Origin of the sequence: Fodinicurvata fenggangensis DSM 21160 (genome assembly GCF_000686045.1) — a bacterium.
Classification (GTDB): Bacteria; Pseudomonadota; Alphaproteobacteria; order Kiloniellales; family DSM-21159; genus Fodinicurvata; species Fodinicurvata fenggangensis.
Map to the genome: position 1 here is coordinate 148,361 of NZ_JMLV01000007.1, position 23,322 is coordinate 171,682.

26 protein-coding genes and 1 pseudogene are annotated in these 23,322 nt (G+C 65.0%); 16 read left to right on the plus strand and 11 right to left on the minus strand.

Going from position 1 to position 23,322, the window contains the following annotated elements:
* Window positions 1-194 precede the first annotated feature (194 nt).
* A complete protein-coding gene (locus BP38_RS0111390; protein WP_026987827.1) occupies window positions 195-791 on the plus strand; it encodes a DUF6088 family protein in 597 nt (198 codons plus the stop codon).
* Window positions 784-1,800: a nucleotidyl transferase AbiEii/AbiGii toxin family protein gene (locus BP38_RS0111395; RefSeq protein ID WP_026987828.1), complete on the plus strand. Its 1,017-nt coding sequence runs from the start codon at window positions 784-786 to the stop codon at window positions 1,798-1,800. The genes BP38_RS0111390 and BP38_RS0111395 overlap by 8 nt, the downstream gene beginning before the upstream one ends.
* Window positions 1,801-1,803: 3 nt before the next feature.
* On the opposite strand, the gene BP38_RS20350 is transcribed toward BP38_RS0111395, so the two are convergent.
* On the minus strand, window positions 1,804-3,396 hold the full coding sequence (locus BP38_RS20350; RefSeq protein WP_051609277.1) for a class I adenylate-forming enzyme family protein: 1,593 nt from the start codon (window positions 3,394-3,396) through the stop codon (window positions 1,804-1,806).
* Window positions 3,393-4,565: an acetyl-CoA acetyltransferase gene (locus tag BP38_RS0111405; protein WP_026987829.1), complete on the minus strand. Its 1,173-nt coding sequence runs from the start codon at window positions 4,563-4,565 to the stop codon at window positions 3,393-3,395. The genes BP38_RS20350 and BP38_RS0111405 overlap by 4 nt, the downstream gene beginning before the upstream one ends.
* A 191-nt stretch (window positions 4,566-4,756) precedes the next feature.
* On the opposite strand from BP38_RS0111405, the gene BP38_RS0111410 reads away from it, so the two are divergent.
* Complete coding sequence (locus BP38_RS0111410) at window positions 4,757-5,887, plus strand: M20/M25/M40 family metallo-hydrolase (RefSeq protein ID WP_026987830.1); 1,131 nt, start codon at window positions 4,757-4,759, stop codon at window positions 5,885-5,887.
* Window positions 5,888-6,008: 121 nt separating this feature from the next.
* Window positions 6,009-6,290, plus strand: a complete 282-nt coding sequence (locus BP38_RS0111415) for an XRE family transcriptional regulator (protein ID WP_026987831.1) — start codon at window positions 6,009-6,011, stop codon at window positions 6,288-6,290.
* Between the two features lie 3 nt (window positions 6,291-6,293).
* Here BP38_RS0111415 and BP38_RS22970 read toward each other — a convergent pair whose 3' ends face one another.
* A complete protein-coding gene (locus BP38_RS22970; protein WP_211250299.1) occupies window positions 6,294-6,416 on the minus strand; it encodes an acyl-CoA dehydrogenase family protein in 123 nt (40 codons plus the stop codon).
* 234 nt (window positions 6,417-6,650) lie between these two features.
* Between BP38_RS22970 and BP38_RS0111425 the strand changes: the two genes are divergently transcribed.
* From BP38_RS0111425 to BP38_RS21830, 5 genes are all read left to right on the plus strand, one after another.
* On the plus strand, window positions 6,651-6,929 hold the full coding sequence (locus BP38_RS0111425) for a hypothetical protein (RefSeq protein WP_026987832.1): 279 nt from the start codon (window positions 6,651-6,653) through the stop codon (window positions 6,927-6,929).
* 65 nt (window positions 6,930-6,994) lie between these two features.
* Window positions 6,995-7,138: a hypothetical protein gene (locus BP38_RS22900; protein ID WP_169737834.1), complete on the plus strand. Its 144-nt coding sequence runs from the start codon at window positions 6,995-6,997 to the stop codon at window positions 7,136-7,138.
* Between the two features lie 39 nt (window positions 7,139-7,177).
* Window positions 7,178-7,411, plus strand: coding sequence for a hypothetical protein (locus tag BP38_RS0111435; protein WP_026987833.1), 234 nt, complete (start codon window positions 7,178-7,180; stop codon window positions 7,409-7,411).
* A gap of 291 nt (window positions 7,412-7,702) precedes the next feature.
* Complete coding sequence (locus BP38_RS20355) at window positions 7,703-8,380, plus strand: TetR/AcrR family transcriptional regulator (RefSeq protein WP_051609278.1); 678 nt, start codon at window positions 7,703-7,705, stop codon at window positions 8,378-8,380.
* Window positions 8,377-9,579 carry an Acg family FMN-binding oxidoreductase gene (locus BP38_RS21830; protein WP_051609279.1) on the plus strand — a complete coding sequence of 401 codons (1,203 nt, stop codon included), beginning with the start codon at window positions 8,377-8,379 and terminating at the stop codon, window positions 9,577-9,579. The genes BP38_RS20355 and BP38_RS21830 overlap by 4 nt, the downstream gene beginning before the upstream one ends.
* 104 nt (window positions 9,580-9,683) lie before the next feature.
* On the opposite strand, the gene BP38_RS0111450 is transcribed toward BP38_RS21830, so the two are convergent.
* The 4 genes from BP38_RS0111450 to BP38_RS0111460 all read right to left on the minus strand — a co-directional run bounded on the left by BP38_RS0111450 (window position 9,684) and on the right by BP38_RS0111460 (window position 11,308).
* Window positions 9,684-9,980, minus strand: a complete 297-nt coding sequence (locus BP38_RS0111450; RefSeq protein ID WP_026987834.1) for a HigA family addiction module antitoxin — start codon at window positions 9,978-9,980, stop codon at window positions 9,684-9,686.
* 16 nt (window positions 9,981-9,996) lie between these two features.
* Complete coding sequence (locus tag BP38_RS22260; RefSeq protein WP_081816619.1) at window positions 9,997-10,278, minus strand: type II toxin-antitoxin system RelE/ParE family toxin; 282 nt, start codon at window positions 10,276-10,278, stop codon at window positions 9,997-9,999.
* Between the two features lie 122 nt (window positions 10,279-10,400).
* Complete coding sequence (locus BP38_RS0111455; protein ID WP_026987835.1) at window positions 10,401-10,967, minus strand: hypothetical protein; 567 nt, start codon at window positions 10,965-10,967, stop codon at window positions 10,401-10,403.
* The gene (locus tag BP38_RS0111460; protein ID WP_026987836.1) at window positions 10,967-11,308 is read right to left on the minus strand and encodes a hypothetical protein; all 342 of its coding nucleotides are present in this window, start codon (window positions 11,306-11,308) and stop codon (window positions 10,967-10,969) included. Before BP38_RS0111460 ends, BP38_RS0111455 begins: the two co-directional genes overlap by 1 nt.
* 139 nt (window positions 11,309-11,447) lie before the next feature.
* On the opposite strand from BP38_RS0111460, the gene BP38_RS21835 reads away from it, so the two are divergent.
* Both BP38_RS21835 and BP38_RS0111470 read left to right on the plus strand, forming a co-directional pair.
* Window positions 11,448-12,239 carry an XRE family transcriptional regulator gene (locus BP38_RS21835; RefSeq protein ID WP_245602395.1) on the plus strand — a complete coding sequence of 264 codons (792 nt, stop codon included), beginning with the start codon at window positions 11,448-11,450 and terminating at the stop codon, window positions 12,237-12,239.
* A 180-nt stretch (window positions 12,240-12,419) separates the two neighbouring features.
* Complete coding sequence (locus tag BP38_RS0111470) at window positions 12,420-13,400, plus strand: DMT family transporter (RefSeq protein ID WP_081816620.1); 981 nt, start codon at window positions 12,420-12,422, stop codon at window positions 13,398-13,400.
* Window positions 13,401-13,446: 46 nt separating this feature from the next.
* Here the strand turns inward: BP38_RS0111470 and BP38_RS0111475 are convergent, their stop codons facing one another.
* Window positions 13,447-14,001, minus strand: a complete 555-nt coding sequence (locus tag BP38_RS0111475; RefSeq protein WP_026987838.1) for a hypothetical protein — start codon at window positions 13,999-14,001, stop codon at window positions 13,447-13,449.
* Window positions 14,002-14,110: 109 nt separating this feature from the next.
* The gene (locus BP38_RS0111480) at window positions 14,111-15,709 is read right to left on the minus strand and encodes a FumA C-terminus/TtdB family hydratase beta subunit (RefSeq protein ID WP_026987839.1); all 1,599 of its coding nucleotides are present in this window, start codon (window positions 15,707-15,709) and stop codon (window positions 14,111-14,113) included.
* 220 nt (window positions 15,710-15,929) lie between these two features.
* Here BP38_RS0111480 and BP38_RS0111485 point away from each other — a divergent pair, with 220 nt between their 5' ends.
* From BP38_RS0111485 to BP38_RS20370, 3 genes are all read left to right on the plus strand, one after another.
* Complete coding sequence (locus tag BP38_RS0111485) at window positions 15,930-17,168, plus strand: ATP-binding protein (protein WP_051609281.1); 1,239 nt, start codon at window positions 15,930-15,932, stop codon at window positions 17,166-17,168.
* Window positions 17,169-17,520: 352 nt separating this feature from the next.
* Window positions 17,521-19,236 (plus strand): chloride channel protein, encoded by a 1,716-nt coding sequence (locus BP38_RS0111490; protein WP_051609282.1) that lies wholly within the window; start codon window positions 17,521-17,523, stop codon window positions 19,234-19,236.
* Window positions 19,223-20,344 carry an ABC transporter substrate-binding protein gene (locus tag BP38_RS20370; RefSeq protein ID WP_051609283.1) on the plus strand — a complete coding sequence of 374 codons (1,122 nt, stop codon included), beginning with the start codon at window positions 19,223-19,225 and terminating at the stop codon, window positions 20,342-20,344. Before BP38_RS0111490 ends, BP38_RS20370 begins: the two co-directional genes overlap by 14 nt.
* A gap of 6 nt (window positions 20,345-20,350) precedes the next feature.
* On the opposite strand, the gene BP38_RS0111500 is transcribed toward BP38_RS20370, so the two are convergent.
* Complete coding sequence (locus tag BP38_RS0111500) at window positions 20,351-20,752, minus strand: heme-copper oxidase family protein (RefSeq protein WP_026987842.1); 402 nt, start codon at window positions 20,750-20,752, stop codon at window positions 20,351-20,353.
* Window positions 20,753-21,180: 428 nt separating this feature from the next.
* Here BP38_RS0111500 and BP38_RS0111505 point away from each other — a divergent pair, with 428 nt between their 5' ends.
* Window positions 21,181-22,176 (plus strand): LLM class flavin-dependent oxidoreductase, encoded by a 996-nt coding sequence (locus BP38_RS0111505; protein ID WP_026987843.1) that lies wholly within the window; start codon window positions 21,181-21,183, stop codon window positions 22,174-22,176.
* A 16-nt stretch (window positions 22,177-22,192) separates the two neighbouring features.
* Window positions 22,193-22,519 (plus strand): annotated as a pseudogene (locus BP38_RS20375) (YnfA family protein).
* A 39-nt stretch (window positions 22,520-22,558) separates the two neighbouring features.
* Here the strand turns inward: BP38_RS20375 and BP38_RS0111515 are convergent.
* On the minus strand, window positions 22,559-23,065 hold the full coding sequence (locus tag BP38_RS0111515) for a DUF6790 family protein (RefSeq protein ID WP_026987844.1): 507 nt from the start codon (window positions 23,063-23,065) through the stop codon (window positions 22,559-22,561).
* Window positions 23,066-23,322 lie beyond the last annotated feature (257 nt).

Genomic DNA, 23,322 nt, shown 5'->3' on the forward strand with positions numbered 1-23,322 from the left:
TACGCTGAAGCCTGACAGACTTCTACCGCTTTCCAGGAGATGCCGGCCAACCTTCGTCTGCTTGAGCAATACACACAGCTTAGAGTGCGCTCACGTCAACCCACTGACAGCAAACTCTGATCAGGGCAAAGCGTTATAGTTACTTGTAGTATGTCAGAAACTAACTTATATTCCTGACAAATGGAGAAACGAACATGACCTCGACAGCCGAAAGCATCCTACGCGAAGCCAGGGAACAACCTGAAGGCGCCGTCATCACGGCCAGGGGCATGCTGCACTTGGGCAGCCGGGCGGCCGTTGACCAGGCGCTCTCCAGGCTTGTCCGAAGCGGGCATTTGATGCGCATTGCCCGCGGCGCCTATGTCGTCCCTGTCAAAAGCCGCTTCGGAGCCCGCGCGCCCTCCGCCAACAGGGTCATCGAGGCCCTGACCGCCACAGGCGGCGAAAGCATCGCCGCGCATGGCGCGGCCGCAGCGAATGCCCTTGGCCTGACGAGCCAGGTCCCCGTTCAGCAACGCTTCGTCACATCGGGCCGCGGAAAGCGCCTGAGCCTCGGTGCCCAGACGTTGGAGATCCGGCACGTGCCGCACTGGCAGATGGCCCTGGAAGGCCGGCCCGCCGGCGATGCTATCCGGGCGGTCGCGTGGCTGGGCGAACGGCATGCGCGACAGGCTTTCGCGAAGCTCCGGAAGACCCTGCCCGAAGCCGAATGGCAGGCCCTGGCGTCGGCACGCCCTCTCCTGCCCACCTGGATGGCCAAGGCCGTGAGCGAAGCCGGAACGCATGGGTGAGGCGTTCTTCGAGCTCTCTGCCGAGGATCAGGGCGAAGCACTGGAGACCGCTGCCGCTCGTTCGGGCCAACCAGCCTATCTCCTCGAAAAAGACATATGGGTTGTCTGGTCGCTCTCCGTCCTGTTTGACACGAGCATGGGACGTTACCTGTCCTTCAAGGGCGGCACGTCCCTCTCAAAGGCCTATGGGCTCATAGATCGTTTCTCGGAAGATATCGATCTGACCTATGACATTCGAACGATGCTTCCGGAACTGGCAGGGGATGGAGATGGCATTCCAGCCAGCAGGAGCCAGGGTCAGAAATGGACGGAGGCAGTTCGCCGGAAGCTGCCCGACTGGATGGACAGCACCATCAAACCCCTTCTGACCGACGCGGTGGCAAGGCAGGGAATTCCGGCCTCCCTCCAGCAGGAGGGGCAGGATCGGCTTTTCATCGAGTTTCCAGTACATCGTGAGGGCTATGGCTACGTGAAGCCCGCTGTCATGCTGGAGTTTGGCGCGCGATCGACCGGAGAACCAGCGGAAGTTCACACAATCACCTGCGATGCGGCCCCTTTCCTGCCCGAAGTCACCTTCCCCATCGCCAGGGCACGGGTCATGAAAGTCGAGCGAACGTTCTGGGAGAAAGCCACGGCTGCGCACGTCTTCTGCGCCCAGGCGAAACTGAAAGGCGAACGCTTTGCCAGGCATTGGCATGATCTCGCTGCATTGGCGAACAGCGACTATTTCGATCAGGCCTTGAGTGATCGTGAGATCGCTGAGACCGTTGCACGACAGAAGGCCGTTTTCTTTCGTGAGAAAGCCGCTGATGGAACGCTCATCGACTATAAAGAGGCCGTGAACGGTGCGTTGCGTATCGTGCCTGAAGGCGAAGCACAGCAGGTTCTGGCCGATGACTATGCCCGTATGATCGATGCAGGGCTCTTGCATACACATGCAGCGCCCTTTGACGATCTCATGCAGGCTTGTACCCGAATTCAGGACCAGGCAAATGATCTGGCCTGGTGAATTCTATCCATCAGACAAGACTTCACCTAAAACCCCCTGCTCCGCCTTCATCCCCTGAAGCTGCGCGCGCAATTCCGTCTTCAGGACCTTGCCGTAGTTGTTCTTGGGCAGTTCTTCCACAAAGACATACTTCTTGGGCTTCTTGAAACGCGCGATCTCCGCACTGCAGGCGGCGTCCAGGGCGGACGGCTCGGGCCGGGCGCCGTCGGCGGCCACGACGAAGGCCACGACGATCTCGCCCCACTCGGGGTCGGGGGCGCCCACCACGGCCACTTCCCGCACCGATCCGTGGGTCAACAGGGCCTCTTCCACCTCGCGCGGATAGATGTTGGCGCCGCCCGAGATCACCAGGTCCTTGGCGCGGTCGTGCAGGGTCAGATAGCCCTGCTCATCCAGCTGCCCCAGGTCGCCGGTCCACAGCCAGCCGTCGCGCAGGGACTTCGCGTTGGCCTCGGGATTGTCCAGATAACCCTGCATGACCGAGGCGCCGCGCACCACCACCTCGCCCACTTCGCCGACGGGCATGTCACGCCCCTGCTCGTCCACGACCCGCACCTCCACCACGCTCTGCGCGCGGCCCACCGAGGCCAGCCGCTTTGCCCAGTCGGGATGGGCGCTATCCGCCACTTCGCTGCGCGACAGGGCCGTGATGCACATGGGACTTTCGCCCTGGCCATAGATCTGCACGAAGACCGGGCCCAGGACCTGTAGCGCCTGCTGGATATCGGCGACGTACATGGGCCCGCCGCCATAGACGATGGTCTTGATCCCTTCTCCGCCTGCGCCCTGACGCCCTGTATCCCGAGGCCCTGCATCGCGCCGCTGGGCCTCCTCGGTCAGGCGCTTGACCACGGTGGGGGCTGCGAACATGGAGAGGTTGCCGATGCGTGGCGCCAGGTCCAGGATCTCGGCCGCATCGAAACCGCCGCTTTCCGGAATGACATGGCGCGCGCCGCGCAGCACATGGACGAAGTTGTAGAGACCGGCGCCGTGCGACATGGGCGTGGCATAGAGCGCCGCGTCCTCCGGCTGGACCGGGTCCACATCCACCAGATAGCTGAGCGACATGGCCATCAGGTTGCCGCCGCTCAGCAGAGCCCCCTTGGGCCGCCCCGTGGTGCCGGAGGTATAGAAGATCCAGGCGGTCTGCTCGGGCGGCAGGGGCACGGGCCAGTCCATCGGCGGCGTATCGTAGAGCGCCGCAAAGCCCGCGGCGCCCACCTCGATCACCTCCAACGCGCCGGTCAGGCCGCCGGCCGCGCGGAACGCCCCGGCATCGGGCAGGAAGACCAGCCGGGCCCCGGCATTGTCCAGGATCCAGTCCACCTCCTTGGCGTGCAGCTTGGCGTTGATCGGCACCGCCGTGGCGCCGGCATACCAGATGCCATAGAGAATCGGCAGATAGTCCGGACAGTTGGGCAGCACCACGGCCACCCGATCGCCGGGGCCGATGCCGCGGCCCTGCAGCGCCGCGCCCAGGGCCGCGCTCTGGCGCGCGAAGCCGCCATAGTCGGCGATCTGCTGCGCGCCGTGGAACAGGGCCGGCGCCCGGGGATGGGCGCGCGCCGTGCGGGCCAGCCACTCTGCCGGGTTCATCGCCGCGCCTCCAGCACCGAGCAGTAGTTGGCGACCCCGCTGCCGCCCATGTTGAAGACGGCCCCCAGTTCGGCGCCCACGGTCTGCCCCTTGGCCTGCATCTCTCCGGCGGCGCCGGCCAGCTGGCGCGCGGCCAGGACATGCATGGAGACGCCCGTGGCGCCCACGGGATGCCCCTTGGCCTTCAGCCCACCTGACAGGTTGACCGGCAGCTTGCCGTCCTTCAGGACATGGCCGTCCGCCAGCAACCTTGCGCCCTGGCCCGGTTCGGCCAGGCCCATGGCCTCATAGATCATCAGCTCGGCGATGGTGAAGCAGTCGTGGACCTCGGCGAAGTCCAGGTCGTGCACCTGGATGCCGGCCTTGTCGAAGGCGCTCTGGAAGGCGCGGCGCGGCCCGGGCAGCTCGGTCATCTCGCGCCGGGACATGGGCAGGTAGTCGCTGACCTGCGCCGTAGCGCGGAAGGCGACGGACTGCTTGAACTCGGCCGCCACGTCCGGCTGCGCGATCACCAGGGCCGCCGCGCCATCGGAAATCAGCGAGCAGTCCGTCATGCGCAGGGGCTCGGCGATCATGGGGTTCTTCTCGGACACCGTATTGCAGAAGTCGAAGCTCAGCTCCTTCTGCAGCTGGGCCAGAGGGTTGGACAGCGCGTTGGCGTGGTTCTTGACCGCGATCCGGGCCAGGGCCTCGGAGGGGTCGCCGAAGCGCTGGGCGTACTGCCGGGCCAGGTTGGCGAAGATCTGCGGGAAGCTCTGGCCCGCCTCCTCCCGCTGGTACGAGGCGCGGGCCAGGGCCTTCGTCACGCCCGGCGTATCCAGGTGCGTCATCTTCTCGACGCCGATCACCAGGGCGATGCGCGCCGCGCCGCTCTGGATGGCGTTGAGCGCGGAATAGATGGCCGCCGAGCCCGAGGCACAGGCGTTTTCGCAGCGCGTCGCCGGCGTGAAGCGCAGCCCTTCGTCGGCTGCCAGCGCCAACGAGGCGGGAAAGGCCTCGTCCACCATGCCGGCGTTGAAGTGGCCCAGCCAGATGCCGTCGACGTCCGCGCCCGAGACACCGGCATGATCCAGGGCCTCCCGCGCCGCATTGCGGATCAGGGCCTCCAGGTCCTGGTCCTTGTGCGCGCCAAAGGGCGTATGACCCCAGCCGACGATTTCAGGTTTCATCCTCTATTCCCTTTCATCTCTGGCCCTTTCATCTCCAGTCCGCTGCGTAATTTCAGACCTTGGCCGCAGAATCGCAATAACAACCTATGCGCTCTGCCCGCGCGCAATACCGGAAGGCCGGCATTGCAGAGCGCGCCTGGAGCCGCATAATCCGCACCGCTTATGAAAACAAACGGAAGACCGCACCACAGATGACCCGATCAAACGCCTTCAATCCCGACAGCATCCTGGACGGCCTGCTGGAATGGGTGGCCATCGAAAGCCCCAGCTACAGCCGCGAAGCCGTCAACCGCATGGTCGACAAGGTCGAGGGCGAGCTGCGCGCCCTGGGCGGCGCCATCGAGCGCGTCGACCAGGGAGAGGGGTACGGCGACGTGCTGCTGGCGCGCTTCCCGGGCCAGCAGGAAGGTTCGGGCATCCTGATCCTGGGGCATGTGGACACGGTGCATCCCGAGGGCACGCTGGACGGCCCCCTGCCCATCCGGCGCGAGGGCGACCGGGTCTATGGTCCCGGCATCTTCGACATGAAGGGTGGCCTCTACCTGGCCGTCCATGCCCTGCGCCAGGTGCTGCGCGACGGCGGGCGCCCGAAGCTGCCCGTCACCGTCATGGTCATTCCCGACGAGGAGGTGGGCACCCCCAGTTCGCGCCCGCTGATCGAGGCCGAGGCGCAGCGGCACCGCCACGTCCTGGTGCCCGAGCCCTCGCGCGAGGGCAAGCTGGTGACCGGCCGCCATGCCTTCCTGCGGTTCGTCCTGCGCTGCCACGGCCGGCCGGCCCACGCCGGCGCCGACAACCGCGCCGGGCGCAGCGCCATCAGCCAGATGGCCCGGGTGATCCAGCAGGTGGAGTCCTGGTCCGACTTCGAGCGCGGCGTGACCTATTCCGTGGGCGTCATCCAGGGCGGCACCTTCGCCAACGTCATGCCCATCGAATGCAGCGCCCAGCTGCTCTGCGTCGCCCCCACCGAGGCCGACATGGAGGAGGTGCGCGCCCGCGTCCTGGGCCTGGCCGAACAGAGCGAGGCGCGCCATATCGAGGTGGAGGCCGGCCCGGTGCGCCCGCTGTTCAAGCCGCACGAGGGCACCCTGCAGCTCTATGAGATCGCGCGCGAAATTGCCGCCGAACAGGGCCTGACCCTGGAGCACGGCCAGTTCGGCGGCGGCAGCTATGGCAACTTCACCGGCGCGCTGGAAATCCCCACCCTGGACGGCCTGGGCGTCTGCGGCGGCGGCCCGCACACCCACGAGGAACACCTGCTGGTCAGCTCCCTGGAACCCTGCTGCCGCGTCCTCGCCGGCCTGCTGGACCGCCTGGAGTAGGAACGGTAAACTTGGCCAGGCTGGGCGCATGATCCTGTTGCACAGGGTCGTGGAGAAGAACCCAAAAGACGCCTGCCCCCGGACTGGAGATGGTCCGGAGCTGATAAATGGAGATGGAAGAATGACGCACCCGATCCGGGGATCGTCCCTTGACGACTCCCTCAAGGAAGCGGACCTGCGCGACACGGCGCAGCCTCATGTCCTCAAGTCCCTGCTTGCCTGGCAGCTCGACCAGGAAATGAAACGCCAGGGCCTGACCAAGAGCGAAATGGCCCGCCGCATGAACACCAGCCGCGCCCAGCTGGACCGCCTGCTGGATCCCGGGAACGACCGGGTGCAGCTGGACAAGCTGCAGCGTGCCGCCACCATCCTGGGCCGCTCGCTGCGCCTCGAACTGGCCTGAACCTCAGTTCTTCAACAAGGTCCGGGCGATGATGTTGCGCTGAACCTCCGAGCTGCCTTCATAGATGCGGAAGATGCGCAGATCGCGCAAGGAACTTTCCAGGGGAAAAATTACGGCAACAGCCATAGCCGCCGTGGACCTTCAGTGTGCCCTGGGCACCGGCGACAGCCGGCCGCCGAGCCCGATACAACAAGGCCTCAAATAAACCACATTTACGGTCCAGTTTCTTTTTATTGATATGCAGGCCAGTGGTCCGACATCTCGTGTTGTCAGAGAGCCGACTGCCGCCCCTTTCCCGCATCCCACGCGACAGGCCCGAACCGCGGCTTCTTGGCCGGCACTCGGGCGAAGGAGCCGGCCATGCCCGCCCAGACACGCCAGACAATCATCCACTTCACCGCGCCCTTCGTCCTGACCGGACTGGAGGGTGTCCAGCCGGCGGGCGACTACGCCGTCGAGGAAGACAGCGATGAGATCCAGGGCCCAAGTTGGGTCGCCTACCGGCGCGTGGCCACCTTCATGCAGTTGCCGGCCCTGACCTCGGGCATCAAGCTGCGCGAGACGGTTGCGATCGATCACCTGGAACTGCAGGCGGCGTTGCTCCGTGACCAGGCAAAGGACGGCTCCCACCAGGCCTGACAGACCAACCCCGAATCCCTACAGTTGCACCGGAAAGGTGCACAGAGTCCGGAAAGGACACTCCCATGGCGAAAGGCCAGAAACGCAGCGGGCGCGAGCCCCGAAAACCCAAGCAGGTCAAGGCGCCGCAAGCCGCCACCTCCCCCTTTGGCGACCCGCACAAGACCGGCCCGTCCGGCGCGAGCCGCAAGACAGCCTCCGCGCGCTGACCCCGGCGCAGCGGATTATATCGAACCAGGAGACCTACGATGACCAACAAAAAGACCACATCCGCCGGCCCGCCAAACGGACCGGCCGACCGCTCGAAGGAAGCTGAAGCCGTCCGCGACTGGGAAGGCGAAGGCGGGGCCGCCCCGTCCGATCCTGCCCGCCAGCAGGTCAGAGGCCGCCGCGGCAACGCGCTGACCCGGATGATCTGCCGCGTCTTCTGTCCCTCCAGCGGAAAGTCCAAGAACGCACACACCTCCCCCGACGCCTCCTGATAGCCAGGTTAGACCTACCTGTGCCAACGCGCTTCGAGGCCCGGCCTGGCGGCCGGGCGCCTCAGCGTGACGCGTTTTTTTGTTTTATATCAGCGAGTTAAAACATCCCCTTATGTTGAGGCGCACCCCGAAGGGATGCTTCGAAACATGTTAGCACCGGCTGTGCCATTGGCATGACCGTGGCCCGACCTCCCATCGGAACCCCACTTGTAAAGTCCATCACCAGGTCTTGACTTGTCACCAACTGGTGACTATACAATGTCACTTATCAGTGACATGAAGGCTTGCAGCATGACCGACACCCTTGCCCGCGACCGGGACACGAGCGAAATCAGCCTGATCCAGGCCGTCGAGTCCGTCATTCTGGAAGAAGGATTCTCGGGCATCGGCGTTAACGCGCTCGCGCGCCGCGCCGGCGTCGACAAGGTTCTCATCTATCGTTATTTCGGCGGGCTCGCTGGCCTGTTGACGGCCTATGCCGAGGCCGGCGATTTCTGGTGGAGGGTTGACGACCTGCTGGCCGAACCGCTGCCTGATCCGGATCGTCCGGACGCGCTCCCGGACTGCCTGGCCCGCGTGTTCGAGCGCCATGTCGCCTTCCTGCGCAGCCATCCCGTGACACTGGAGGTGATCGCCTGGGAAATGAGCGCGCGCAACGAGCTGACGGCTGCGCTGGAAAGCGTGCGTGAAGATCGCAGCCTGGCCGTAATACGCGGCCTGGCGTTGCGCTTCGATGTGGCCGAATCCGACTTCCAGGCTCAGGTCGCGCCGCTCTTTGCGCTGCTGGGGGCCGCCGCGAACTACCTCGCCGCACGCGGCCGTCACCTGTCTCGCTTCAATGGCCTCGACCTGCAGTCGGAGGCCGGCTGGACACAGCTGTGCAAGTCGGCTGAGCACATGCTGGGCGCTGTGCGGTTGCCGGATCCGCCTACGGCCATCACATCCACCAGCCAGGATCAAACCCCATGAGACTCAAGATGACACGCCGTCAGGTTCTGGGAGCAAGCCTGGCGGGCTTTGGCGTGGCCGCCGGCGGCGGACTCGCCTGGCGCGCCTGGGACAACGGTGTATTCTCCGTTGGCGAAGGCCCCGCCTATGCGCCCTGGCACTCCTGGACGGATGCCGAGGACGGCCCGCTGGCCCTGGTCAAGGCGGGCATCCTGGCGTCCAATGCGCACAACACCCAGCCTTGGCGCTTTCAGGTCGGCAGCGATTCCATCACCCTCTACGCCGATCACAGCCGGCACCTGGGCAGCTTCGACCCCTTCCGTCGCGAAATGATGCTGTCCCTGGGCTGCGTCCTCGAGAACATGGCCCAGGCGGCCAGGGCCCAGGGGCTCGATGCTGAGGTCTCAGCCACTCCGTCCCGGCCCCTGACCCAGCCCCGTGGGGACGAGATCGAACGGGTGGCGGTGCTCAGGCTTTCTCCAGGAAAGCCGGCAACCACCGATCTGTTCAAGGCGATTCCAGATCGCCACACCCACCGTGGTTCTTACGACACCGCCAGCGCGGTGCCTGGCGATCTCGAGGAAGAGCTGCAGGCGCTCGTGTCGGCGGACCAGCCTGTGCGACTGTATCTCTTCGGCGCCGGCGAGGAAGTGGACAGAGACAAGCTCGGAGCACTGATCGTCTCAAGTACGGAGGCGATCATCGAGGACCGCCAGATGGCAAAGGACAGTGCCCGTTGGTTCCGCTTCGACTGGCAGTCGGTCCAGGAGCATCGTGACGGCGTGACCCTCGACACCGTGGGCCTGCCGCCCCTTCTCAACGCCGTCGCCAAGATCCTGCCCGCACCCTCCGACGAGGAGGCGGACCAGCAATGGCTCAAGGGCACCCGCGATGTTCACGTCGCAACGGCCCCCTTGCTCGGCATGATCGCCGTGCGCGACCTCTACGATCCGGCAACGGCGCTCCAGGCGGGCCGGCTCTGGCAAAGGCTGCACCTTTGGCTCACCGCGAACGGCTTCGTCGCGCAGCCGCTCAACCAACCGGTGGAGATGGTGGATCGCGAAGCGCAGACCGGTGCACCGCCCGTCACGGCGGACCGGCTGGCTTCCCTGACGGGAGGGGCCGCTTGGCGCCCGACCTTCGTGTTCCGGGCAGGCCAGGCCACGGACACGGCCCGTCTCAGCCCGCGCCGGCCGCTCGACCAGGTCCTTGTGACCTGACCAACGCGCAGGCGTTCGAGGACCGGAAAAACCCCGGCTGTTCCGTTACCCCCCGCAGCAGTAAAGTGCGTGGCCGGAAGCTGGACAAAAAAAGCAATACAAACCTAGGCCGCCTCGAAGGAGTCGATGGCTTCCAATTCGCGTTTCTTCCTCTCCGCCTCGACCTTCAGGTCATGGGTGGCCTGCATGTTCATCCAGAATTCCGGACTTGTGCGGAAAAAGCGTCCGAGACGCAGTGCCGTGTCCGGTGTGACCGGCGTCTCCTGCTTCACCAAGCGCTCGATACGCGTGCGCGGCACGCCCAACCGCTTCGCCAAAGCACCGGCGGACAACCCCAGGGGAACCAGGTATTCCTCACGCAGGATTTCACCGGGATGGACCGGGGGCAAAATACTGGTCATCAGTGGGTCCTATCTCCTAATGATAATCGACAATCTCGACACCTTCCGCGCCGGCTTCTGTCCATACAAAACATATTCGCCATTGCTCGTTTATGCGGATTGAATGCTGCCCCTTTCGATTTCCAGCCAAAGCCTCCAGCCTGTTACCTGGCGGAGACCGAAGATCATTTAGGGACATTGCATGCTCAAGTATTGTCAATTTGCGAATGGCCGGTCTCAGCAAATCCGAGGGGAACCCTTTCGGCACTTTTCCGCGTGCCACAGTCTCGGTCTTTTTATCTCGGTAAGAGAGGATCATGCAGGCTTCCCGTCTTCCTATATCATTGCGTGATACATTCCTGACGTCAACATAAATGTATCATGACACGATACATATTCTGGCGCCTCCCTGAATCCTGCACTCTCACTCCTGCTCGCCCCTCACCCCCGCCGAACCGGCCAGCCGCGCAGGCGGCAGTAGAGGGCCAGGCCGTCGGCGATCTGGGCGCGGCTGTGGCCCTTGCGGCGGCGGCGTTTGCGGTCGGTTTCGGCACAGCCCAGGCCATAGCCCAGCACATCCATGATGGTGGCATGCTCCACCCCCTCGGCGGTGCACCAGCGCGCCCAGCGGAAATAGAGGTCCACCAGGCGCCGCGCGCCCTCGCCGTCGGCCGGGGTGCCGTCCACCCGTTCGCGCGCCAGGGCGCAGGAGGCCAGGCCCATGCCGCGCGCAATGGCGGAAAAGGCGAACCAGATGCATTCGGCGGCCGCCTGTTCCTCGGCGGTGAAGCTGTCCCACAGCCGCGCGTCCAGGCGCCGGCGCCGCGTGCGGGCCTGGCTGAGGGTCACCAAGGCCAGGGATCCATCGCCCTGCCGTTCCAGGCGCTGGCCCAGGCGCAGCTCCACGGTGGTGGTCGGCGCCTGCCGCTCCTGCCAGGCGGCTGGGGTAGAGTGTTCAGCCGTCGCCCGTTGCAGCGCCAGGCGGCGCCGTGCCTGCGCGCGCGTCATCAACGTTCCTCCCCTGTCTGTTTCAGGCGCGCCGCCGCGCGGGCGGTGGTGCCGGGCAGGCGGGGCGAACGGAAGCCGCTGCGATAGGCAAGCGTGGCCTGCCGCGGCCGCCGGCAACCCGCCGCCCGGTCCAGGCGTCCCGCCTCGTGCTCGCGGCGTTCGCGGCAGGCCGGCGGCGGCAACCCCAGGGCCCGGCGCGTGGCCCCCGTGCTCATGCGCCCCCAGGCCACCCGGCTGGACAGGCGTTCGGCCAGGGCCTCCAACTCCTCCTGCCAGTCCCTTTGCCAGCGCTCCACCTCCTGCTGTCCCGCGTCCCGATTCCCCGGCTGCCTGTTCTGCATCCTGAAAGCTCCTTCCCTTGGGCTGTCCTTGTCGCTAGGATGAATGTTCTTGTTATGTTCTCTATACAGGCAAGCCTGTTCCGAATGCAACAAATTTTCTTGTTGATAACTTGTGGAAAGGATCCTATGCTTGGACATCATGGACGAGACGGGCGAGATACGACCGCACCGCCTGGGCGAGATCGTGCGCCGCTGGCGCCAGGCTGCCGGCCTGTCGCAGCCACAGCTGGCCGCGCGCCTGGGCGTGACGCAGCAGGCCCTGGCCCAGTTGGAGGCCGGACAGACGCGTGCGCCGCGCTACCTTCTGCAGCTGGCCCAGGTCATGGACATGGAGCCCGGCGCCCTGGCAGCCGGGCAACTGCCGCCCGGCCTGGCGCGGGGGGCGCAGCATGAGGCAACCGAACCGGCACCCGCCCCGGCCCAGCCACCCCCCCCACAGCCAGCCCCAAACGTGGCCGGACCGCCGCGACCGGCGCCACTGGGCGCGCGCGACCTGCCGGTCTTTGCCAGCGCCCAGGCGGGGCCCGACGGCATGATGGTCTCCTATGACCCCATCGAGTGGATCGAACGGCCGGCGCCCCTGGCCGGCGTGCCGGATGCCTTCGCCATGTACGTGGTGAACGATTCCATGGAGCCACGCTACCGCCAGGGAGACCTGCTGTTGATCCATCCCCAGCGGCCGGTGCGCCCGGGCAAGGACGTGCTGGTGATCTCGCGCGACAGCCTGCCGGCCGAGGCGGACACCGCCCTGCCGGAGGAAGAGGCCACGGCGGTCCAGGTCGACGGGGACCACAGCGCCTGGATCAAGCAGCTCGTGCGCCTGGACGCGGGACAGGTGATCCTGCGACAGCTGAACCCCGCCCGCGACTTTGCCCTGCCCCGCCACCGCGTGGCCGGCCTGCACCTGGTGGTGGGCGTCTACTACGATTGAGCCCGTCCAGGCCCCTTGTCCGGACCAACCCGCCAGCCCCTGAACTCACAATTTTCCTTGTAACTTCCCGGCTTGTGAACAAGGCGAGCCTGGGACAGTCTCGCTGTCCTGAACAGGGCGCTCGGGTTGGGCTCGGCGCCGCGCCAACTCTAGTCGCGTCAACTCCAGTCGGGGGGAAGCATGTCCGAGGGGTCCTCACCACGGAAAACCGGCCCAGAGAGCGGCACGGCGGAAACGGAAGGCGCAGTGAAGCGCAGCCTGCCCGGCCGCCTGTTCAACATGCCCTATCTGCTGCTGCTCACCGCCGTGCTCTGCTGGTCGGGAAACGTGGTGATCGGGCGCGCGGTCTACGAGGACGTGCCGCCCATCGCGCTGGGCTTCATGCGCTGGTCTCTGGCGCTCCTGATCATCCTGCCGTTCACCTGGCGGCGCACGCTGCAGGACTGGCCCGTCATCCGTCGTTCCCTGCCGGTCGTCCTGCTGATCTCGGCCACCGGAATCGCAGCCTTCAACACCCTGGTCTACTTCGCGCTGAACCACACCCTGGCGCTGCACGGCGCCCTGCTGCAATCGACCATTCCGGTGCTGATCGTGGTCTTTTCCTTCGTCTTCTTCCGCGAGACGATGACGCCCAAGCAGCTGCTGGGCGTGGGGCTGTCCATCGTGGGGGCCAGCATCATCGTCGGCCAGGGCAACCCGCTGGCGCTGCTGTCCATTCAGTTCAATCCCGGCGACATGATCCTGATGATCGCCTTCTGCTGTTACGGCGTCTATGCCGTCTTCCTGCGCAAGCGGCCCCAGGTCCATCCGCTCAGCTTCATCACGGTGACCTTCACCATCGGCGTGGCCCTGCTGTTTCCGGTCTTCCTGCTCGAGCTGACCTTCGGGCGCCAACCCAGCGCCAACCTGCCGACCATCGGCGCCGTGCTCTATGTGGCCTGCTTCGCCTCGGTCCTGGCCTATTTCTGCTTCAACCGCGGGGTGGAGCTGATCGGCGCCAACCGGGGCGGGCAGTTCATCCACCTGATCCCGGTCTTCGGCAGCCTGATGGCCGTGTTCTTCCTGGGCGAACAGCTCCACTGGTATCACGGCGTCGGTGTGGTCTTCACCGGCTTCGGCGTCTACCTGGCCGCCATCCAGAAGGCCGCGAGGGCCCGCTGAGCCCTCCCGCCTATTCTTACCCCCGAGCCAATTCTGACCTCCGGGCCTATTCCTTCAGAAGCTGCAGCCCCGTGCTGAAACGGCCCTCGACCCGGCGGCAGTCGTCGGAATCGGCCTCCGCCATGATTCCCTCGCGCCGGCAGATTGTGGCCGTGAAGCTGCCCTCGGCCCGTCCCTCGCTGTCGCCCAGCTCCAGGCTGTCGAAGGTGATGCTGGCTGCGCCAGCCTCGGCCTCACTGACATAGAAGGGATTGTCCAGGCCGTCGGGGAACAGGTTGACGCCGGCATCCAGCACCTCGGCATCGGCGTTGCTGCCCGCCAGCGTCGCCTCGAGGTTCAGGACGTTCTTCAGCAGGGAATCCGCCTGGGGATCGTGCCCCTGTATGGCGATGTGCGTGGTCTGACCGCCGATGCGGAACGTCGCCGTGGCTGCATCGTCCGCCGGCACCGCCAGGGTTTCCCAGTTTCCCGCCTCGCCGGCAATCGTGGCCTCGATGCTGCCCAAGGGTTCGGTCTCCTGCGCCGGAGCCGCTGTGGACAGCAGCACAGCCCCCAGTCCCGTGGCCAGAAGAAGGGCGGTCCTGCCGAAATCGAAGGTCATGGTGAACTGTCTCCTGTTGCTCTTGTCACATCTGCGAACGAGCCTGTCGGCGCGCACGGCCCGGATCATTGCGCCCCGCTCTTAGCACGCGGAAAGGACGAAGGGTAGTTCAGCGCGCGTAGAAGTCGCTGCCCTGGTCGTCGATCACCAGAAAGGCCGGCATGTCCTCCACTTCGATGCGCCAGACCGCCTCCATGCCCAACTCGGCGAAGTCCAGGGTCTCGACCTTGCGGATGTGGTCCTGGGCGATGGCCGCGGCCGCGCCCCCCACGGTGCCCAGATAGAACCCGCCGTGCTCGGCGCAGGCCTGGCGCACCTCGGGGCTGCGATTGCCCTTGCCCAGGGTCACCAGCGAGCCGCCGGCCGCCATGAAGGGCGCGGCATAGGGGTCCATGCGCGCCGAGGTCGTCGGTCCGAACGAGCCCGAGGCCATGCCCTCCGGCGTCTTGGCCGGCCCGGCGTAATAGATGGGGTGGTCCTTGAAATAGTCGGGCAGGTCTTCGCCGGCCTGCAGGCGCTCCAGCAGCTTGGCGTGCACGACATCGCGCGCCACGACCAGCGGGCCGCTCAAGCTCAGCTTGGTGCCCACCGGCTGGCCCGACAGAGTCCGGCGGATCTCCGCCATGGGACGGCTCAGATCCAGCTTCAGCGGCGCCGTGCCGGCACCCTCCGACAGTTCGGGCAGATAGTGCTCGGGATGCGCCTCCAGCTTTTCCAGGAAGATGCCATCGGCCGTGATCTTCGCCTTCACCTGGCGGTCGGCCGAGCAGGAGACGCCCAGGCCCACCGGCAGGCTGCCGGCATGGCGCGGCAGGCGGATCACCCGCACGTCGTGACAGAAGTACTTGCCGCCGAACTGCGCGCCGATCCCCAGCTTGCGCGTCATCTCTAGCACCTGCGCCTCCAGCTCGCGGTCGCGGAAGGCGCGGCCCGTGGCATCGCCCGAGGTGGGCAGGCCGTCCAGGGCGCGGCAGCTGGCCAGCTTCACGGTCTTCAGCGTCTGCTCGGCCGACAGGCCGCCGATGACGATGGCCAGGTGATAGGGCGGACAGGCCGCGGTGCCCAGGCTGGCCACCTTCTCTTCCAGGAAGGCGTGCAGCTTTTCGGGGTTCAGCAGCGCCTTGGTCTGCTGGAACAGGAAGGTCTTGTTGGCCGAGCCGCCGCCCTTGGCCACGAACAGCAGGTCATAGCTGTTGCCCGGCACGGCGGAGATGTCGATCTGCGCCGGCAGGTTGGTGCCGGTGTTCTGCTCCTCGAACAGGTTCAGCGGCGCCAGCTGGCTGAAGCGCAGGTTGCGTTCGGCATAGGTGCGCGCAATGCCGGCGCTGAAGGCCGCGGCGTCGTCGCCCTCGGTCAGCACCTGCTGCCCCTTCTCGCCGACCACCAGCGCCGTGCCCGTGTCCTGGCAGGACGGCAGCACGCCGGCCGAGGCGATTACGGCGTTCTTCAGCAGCGAGCGCGCCACCTCGCGGTCGTTGTCCGAAGCCTCGGGGTCTTCGAGGATGGCGCGCAACTGCTGCAGGTGCGAGGGCCGGAAACGATGCGCCAGGTCGGCAAAGGCCCGCTCGGCCAGCGCCGACAGGGCCTGCGGCTGCACGGTCAGGAATTCGCGCGCACCCAACCGCTCCACCGCCAGGCCGTCCTTACCCAGGCTGACGTACTCGGTCGCATCCGCGCCTTTCTGGAATAGGGGACTGTAGTCGTTCATGGTCGCCAGCTTAGCACCGGGATTCGGTGATGGCACGTATGGTGGAGGCTCAATGGGCCAGAAAACCCACCCGTGCCCGAATTTCATCCCGAAAATTTATAAAATCGCGCGCTAAATTTTTATAATTTCGCGCATATATAGTTTGTAATTTCGCGCCTTATAATTTTATAATCTCGCTGAAGTGGCTTGTTCTCTGCGGTGGCTTGAGTGAATGACCAGAATGAACAAAGAGCTGATTCAGCGTTGGCAGCAATCCTGCGTTGAAAAACGATTGAAGGATCGACGCGTTCTGTTGTTGGCCGGGGCGCGTCAGTGCGGCAAGACCACGCTTGCACGCAGCCTGCACGGCGCGGACACGGAATACCGGACTCTCGACAACCCCAATATCTGTGCTGCCGCACTTGAGGATCCGATCAGCTTTGTGCATCACGACGCGCAGACACTGATCATCGATGAAATCCAGCGTGCACCTGCACTTCTTTCGGCAATCAAACTTATGGTGGATCAGGACCTCCGGCCAGGCCAGTTTCTATTAACCGGTTCCACCAACCTGTCCGCCATACCTCAGGTCCAGGAATCCCTGGCAGGCCGAATTGCCAGAATTCGCTTGAGACCCTTCACCCAGGCCGAGCGCATAGGAACGGCTCCGCATTTTCTTCACAATGCCTTCAACATGAATTTGCCAAAGAAAGTCCCACCGATCAGCCGTGAGCAGATTGGCAATCTCGCATTCATGGGCGGTTATCCGGAGGCTCTTGGGCTTGATAAAAGCGGACGGCAGGAATGGCACCAGGACTACATCAGAGCTCTTCTGGACCGCGACCTTGCCGATATAGCGCGCATCCACCGCCACGATGCCATGCGCCGGCTGGTAGAAATCGTCGCGGCATGGTCCTCCAAGTTGTTGACGATCGCGGATATCGCCTCCGGCCTCTCAATCAAACGCCCCACAGTAGAGAGCTATCTCGCGGCACTCGAAGCACTTTATCTTGTCGATCGTGTCCCTGCCTGGACAAAGACCGATTACGAGCGCGTTGGAAAACAGGATAAGCTGTTCATGTCGGATAGCGGTCTTATGGCAAGTATTCTGAATTGGCGCATGGAGCAGGTTCAGTATGATGCTGACCGTATTGGCAAGCTGGTAGAAACCTTCATCTATAACGAACTTGCGGCATTGAGCGATCTGGAAGAGGACTATCGGCTGTACCATTACCGCGATCGCCAACAGCACGAGATCGATTTCCTGGTGGAACGACAATCAGACGGTGCACTTCTGGGTATAGAGGTAAAATCTTCTGCTACCTTGAGTAAAAACGCCTTCAAGAGTTTGCGCTGGTTTCGCGATAACATTGCCGGCGAACGCGCTTTTATTGGGCTCGTCCTCTATTCCGGAGACCAGGTACTGAATTTCGGCGACCATCTGCAGGCCTTGCCTCACAGTGCAGTCTGGGCGGAATGACCCTACATTCTGCCGGACAAGGTGTCTGGTGGCATGGATACACGCGTACAGCGCGTCCGGAACATGCCGGTACTTGCCAATGGCAGCGCCTGGGCCAGGGCGCTTCGAGGCGCCCCCTTGCGGGAGCACACCTCAGCGCGAGGGAATTTTCTATTTTGATTCAATACTTTAGGACTAGCCTCATGTTGAGGTGCGGAGTGCGAAAGCGCGAAGCCTCGAAACAGCCTTGGCACAGGTGGATTGCCCCGCTCGCCAGCATCCCACCCGGAAACTACAAGGAAATGTTGGGCAATCGGCGTTGAAAGCGGCATACTGCCCGCCACAAGGGGAGGCGTTCGAGCGGGGGTTCGCAATGCAGGCGCTCTACCGCATCACGGTTCTGGCGCTGCTCAGTATCGCGATCGGCACTTTGGCATCGTTGGCCGCCATCGGCTTCGTGGAGCTGGTGGCCTGGCTGAACGACCTGCTGCTTGTCGCCCCGCGTGCGCGGATCATCTGGGAAACCAGGCCGCTGCTGGTCATGGCGGCGACCATCCTGGCGCCGACGCTGGGCGGACTGATCGTGGGACTCATGCTCGCGCGTCTGACTTCGCAGGGCCGCGGCTTCACGCCGCCGGATGCCATCCTGGCCGTACAGACACGCACCTCGATGCCGTCCTTTCGCGACGGTCTGGTCTCCAGCCTGGCGGCGGCACTGTCCCTGGGGGCCGGCGCCTCCGTCGGACAGTACGGCCCCATGGCCTACATGGGCGCACAGATCGGCGCACTGGGCGCCCGCCTGAACCTGGGCATCGCCCACCTGCAGGGGGTCGCCATCGGCTGTGGCGTCGCAGCCGCCATCTCCACCGCCTTCAACGCCCCCATTGCCGGGCTGGTCTTCGCACACGAGGTCATCCTGCGGCACTATTCCCTGCGCGCCTTTGCGCCAACCACGGTGGCGGCGGCAACCGGCTATGTCTTCGCCAATGTGGTTTTCGAGCATGAGCCTCTGTTCACCGTCGCCTTCGAAGGCGTCAAGCACAGCTATGAATTCGTCTTCTTCGCCCTCGAGGGCATTCTCTGCGCCTTCATCGCAATCGCCTTCATGCAGCTGATCCTTGCCTGCCAGAATCTTTCGGGCCGCATGTCCCTGCCCTTCGCCTTCCGGCCCATGCTGGCGGGTCTGGCCGTGGGCCTGGTGGCCCTTGAGCTGCCCGAGGTCATGGGCATCGGCTACGAGGCGCTGCGCTTCGCCACGATCGAGGGCGCCTTCGCCGGCCACGAACTGGCCCTGCTGGTGGTGGCCAAGATTGTCCTGACCGCGCTCTGCCTCGGCTTCGGCTTTCCCGGCGGCGTCTTCAGTCCCTCGCTGCTGATCGGCATCCTCTTCGGGGCGCTCTTCGGCATGATCGTCGCGCAGTTCTCGCCCTTTGATACCTCGGGCATCGTCGTCTATGCGATCTGCGGCATGATGGCGGTGACCAGCCCTGTCATCGGCGCGCCGCTGACCACCATCATCGTCGTCTTCGAGCTGACGCGCAGCTACCCGCTGACCATCGCCGCCATGGTGTCGGTGGTCTTTGCCAACCTGGTCGCCTTCCGCCTGTTCGGGCGGTCGATCTTCGACGTGCAACTGCTGAAGCGGGGCTGCGACCTGGCCCGGGGACGGGACGGCGCGATCCTGTCCCACACCTACCTGACCGATTACATGGTCAAGGAATTCCCCCGCTGCGACCGGCAGGACCGATTGGGCGACCTGCGTGCGCGCCTGTGCGAACAAAGCTGGGACAGCCTTTTCGTCACCGATTCCGCAGGCCAGTATCTGGGCACGCTCACGGCACGCCATATCCTGGCGCAGGATCCCGAGTGCACGGCCGAACAGGCCTGCGTGCGCAGCCCCGTGATCTTCGACGAAACCACCAGCATCCGCGCGGCGATGGACAACCTGGTCGACTTCCTGGGGGAAGCCGCTCCCGTTGTCTCCTCGCAGGACGGACGCCTCATCGGCGTGGCGCCGGAGGGCGTGGTCATCAGCGCCTATCTGGACATTTCCCGGGAATTGCGGAGGGAGGAAAATGAAGCGGCCTGAAGCCGTGCCGGCCCTGGTTCTGGGGCTCCTCCTTGTCCCTGCCGTCGGCCTTGCGGCCGAGGACGAGACCCTGACCGTGGTCTCCTGGGGCGGCGTTTACGAGGAAAGCCAGCGCATCGCCTACTTCGATCCCTTCGAAGAGGAAACCGGCGTCGAGGTCAAGGTGGTGCAGTACGAGGGCGAACTGTCGGACCTGCGCGCGGAGCTGGAGAACGGCGAAACGGAGTGGGACGTCATCGACCTGGTCTCCGCCCATGCCCGCCGTGGCTGCAGCGAGGGACTGCTGCGCCCCATCGATCCCGACATCCTGCCGCCCGCGCCCGACGGCACGCCGGCGCGCGAGGATTTCATCGAGGGGGCGCTGCTGCCCTGTGCGGTGGTGCAGCTGGTCTTCTCCACCGTCGTTGCCTATGACGAGCGCGCCTTTCCCGGCGAAAAGCCCACGAAGATCGAGGACCTGTTCGATACCGAGCGCTTCCCGGGCAAGCGCGCCTTGCGCAAGATGCCGGGCGCCATCCTGGAATGGGCACTGCTGTCCTATGGCGTGCCCCGCTCCCAGCTCTACGACCTGCTCAGCACCCGGCGCGGCATGGACCTGGCCTTCCGCCAGCTGCAGGACATTCGCGAGGACATCGTCTGGTGGCAGGACCCCTCCGAACCCGCACGCCTGCTGGCCGAGGGCGAGGTTGCCATGGCCAGCGGCTTCAACGGCCGCTTCTTCGAAGAACGCACCCAGGGCAGCCCCATTTCGATCATCTGGGACAACCAGATCCTGGATTACGACGCCTGGGCCATTCCCGCCAACAGCGACCAGCCCGAACTGGCGGAGCAGTTCATCGCCTTCGCCACCCGGCCCGAGCGCATGGCCGAACAGGTCCGCCACATTCCCTATGGTCCCTCGCGGCACTCGGCCATGCGGCACCTGGGCCTGGACGAGCGCACACTGGCCCCCATCACCTCGCAGCTGCCCACGGCAGAGCACCACCTGGGCACCGCGATCTGGGAGGACAGCGAATGGTACGCCCGCACCGAAGCCTTCCGCCAACGCCTGTTCGACAACTGGCTGGCGGAAGGCGATCCCTTCACCGACAGCGAGGGGGGAAGCTGAACCCGCCTATTCCGCGGCCACGCGCGGGGCCGAAACCCGCGCCGGACCGGTAAAGGCGATCACGGCAAAGAGGATGGCGCCGGCGAAGACCAGCAGCGCGCTGAAGACCACCACGGGCTCCAGCTCCGGCCGGCCGCGCAGCATCAGGTAGAGCATGGGCCCCATCAGCACCACGCCGGCGACATAGACGCCGTACTGCACCCTGGCCAGCCGCCGCTCAGCCTGCGATGGGTTCAGTGCGAAGTAGCCGGCGAACAGCGCCGGCGTCACCCAGCCCAGCAGGTTGACATGGGCATGGGCGGCCAGGGTGCTGTGATCATGCGTGGCCGCCATTTGCAACCCCATGAGGATCCCCACCAGCAGGAAGACGGCCGCCGTTCGGAAGTACAGCAACGAGATGAAAGGCATCGAACCCTCCTATACGGTGCGGCCTTCTTGATCGGGGCCGCATGAACAATCTGCTATACACCAACCGCAACTGCTGTCTACTGCTCCCGACGGGGTACACTCTTCCTCTCAAGCGCTGCCTGCGGCACTGCCGGTGCCGGGCTGCTTCGAAGCTCGACTTGTCGGTCGAGCACTTCAGCATGAGGATGTTTTTTTGTTTACTATCAGCAAGTTAAAGAAACCCTCATGTTGAGGCGCACCCCGCAAGGGGTGCCTCGAAACACCTTTGCACAGATGGCAAGGCCAAGCGCCTGCCTACAGCACTGCTCCCAAAACGCCGGCCATGCAGTTGCCACAACCCCCGTGCGCGCAGCCCGGCCATTGTTTCATCCCGCGGCCATGCCAAACTGCAAGGTACGAGTCCCTTATATCCAACCCGGCGGAGCATCATGACGGCTTACTCCATTCTCGACCTCGCACCCATCGTCGAAGGCGGCGACGCGGCGCAGTCCTTTGCCAACACGCGCGACCTGGCCCAGCATGCCGAGCGCTGGGGCTACAATCGCTACTGGCTGGCCGAACACCACTCCATGCCGGGCATCGCCTCTGCCGCCACATCGGTGGTCATCGGCCATGTGGCCCAGGCCACCTCGACCATCCGGGTGGGCGCCGGCGGCATCATGCTGCCCAATCATGCGCCGCTGGTGATCGCCGAGCAGTTTGGTACGCTGGAATCCCTCTACCCCGGACGCATCGACCTGGGCCTGGGCCGCGCGCCCGGCTCGGACCAGACCACGGCGCGCGCCCTGCGCCGCAACCTGGACAGCGATCCCAACGCCTTCCCCCACGATGTGCAGGAGCTGCAGGCCTACTTCGCCGATCCCCAGCCGGGCCAGAAAGTGGTCGCGGTGCCCGGCGCCGGGCTGAACGTACCCATCTGGATCCTGGGCTCCAGCCTTTTCGGCGCGCAGCTGGCGGCCGCGCTGGGCCTGCCCTATGCCTTCGCCTCGCACTTCGCGCCGGGCGAGATGATGAACGCCATCGACATCTACCGCAGCCGCTTCCAGCCGTCGGCACAGCTCGACCGGCCCTATGTCATGCTGGGCCTGAACCTCTTTGCCGCCGACAGCGACGAGCAGGCCAACCTGCTTTTCACCTCGCTGCAGCAGGCCTTCGTGGCCCTGCGCAAGGGCCGTCCGGGGCCGCTGCCGGCACCCGACGCCCGCTTCCTGGAGCAGGTCGAGGGCCCGGCCCGCGAGATGCTGGACCATGCGCTGGCCTGCACCGCCGTGGGCAACCCCGACAGCGTGAAGGCACAGATCCGGCAGTTTCTGGAGAGCACCCGGGCCGACGAGTTGATGCTGACCGGCCAGATTCACGACCACACGGCACGGCTGCGCAGCTTCGAGATCGGCGCCCAGGTCATGGCGGAACTGACCGCCTGAAGCAGGAGGCGCCTCCTTGGGGACCCTTCCGGCCTATGTCCTGGCCGCCTTTGCCGGGATCGGCGGCTGCTTTGCCTTCTGAGCCTGGCTGCGCCTGGATCGCTCGGCACTGTGGCTGGTTCCCGGCCTGGCCTGCCTGGCCCTCTTCGCCTGAGTGCTCACCCGCATCGACGCCGATTTCGCCGGCCGCGCCTATGCCGCCTATGGCGGTATCTACATCCTCTCCTCGCTGGCCTGGATGTGGGCGGTCGAAGGCGTCCGGCCCGGCCGCTGGGATGTGATCGGTGCAGCCACCTGCATCCTCGACGCCCTGATCATCCTCTTCGGCTCGCGCCAGCCCTGATCGTTTAAAGGTCTGACGCCCCCTTCACGGAGTCAATCTTCACCCCCGCCCCGCCCGGCAGCGCCACCACAGCAGTCCGAAGCCGATCAGCGGGATCAGGATGTCGCTATAGAAGATCACGCCGGCATTGCCGGGGGCGAAGTTGCCCGCCGTGATCATCTGATAAACATGGCCGCCGGCCGCGCCCCAGAGGAAGCAGGCCGGTCCCACCACGGCCGCCAGGCGCAGGCCGAAGCCGCCGCGCCAGGCCAGGAAGCCCACCACGGCAAAGCCCAGGCTGGCGAACCCCACCTCGGCCTGGAAGGGGCTGTCCGCCCAGCCGATGAAAGCGGCCGCCATGGCGCCGAAGAAGACATGCATGACGAAGTTGTAGAAGAAACTGACCCCGATCGAGAAGAACAGGAACCAGGCCAGCAGCTTTTCCGCCACATCTTCACGCGTTGGCGGCTTCTTCATGCGCAGCAGCGCCACGCCCGCAACCACAAGGCCCAGCACGAAGAAGCTCAGCGTGAAGTTGGACAGGATGAACGTGATTGCGGCTTCCATGTCCTCGCACCCCCAAGTTGAAGACATCGCCAAACTACACCGCTTTCATCAAAAGCGCCAGCGGCCATGGTCCCGTCCCCTCACGCCGGAGACATGTCTAAAGGCCACAGCTTCAATGCAAGAATCTAGTTAAACTATTGATAATAAATAATAATCCTCACGCTGGAGACCTTTGCGCGGAAATCAGAGATGTGATTCAATTTTGGAATACACATTGCTGATTGGGGGCGGTTATGGCGCAGAAATCGGTTGGTCAG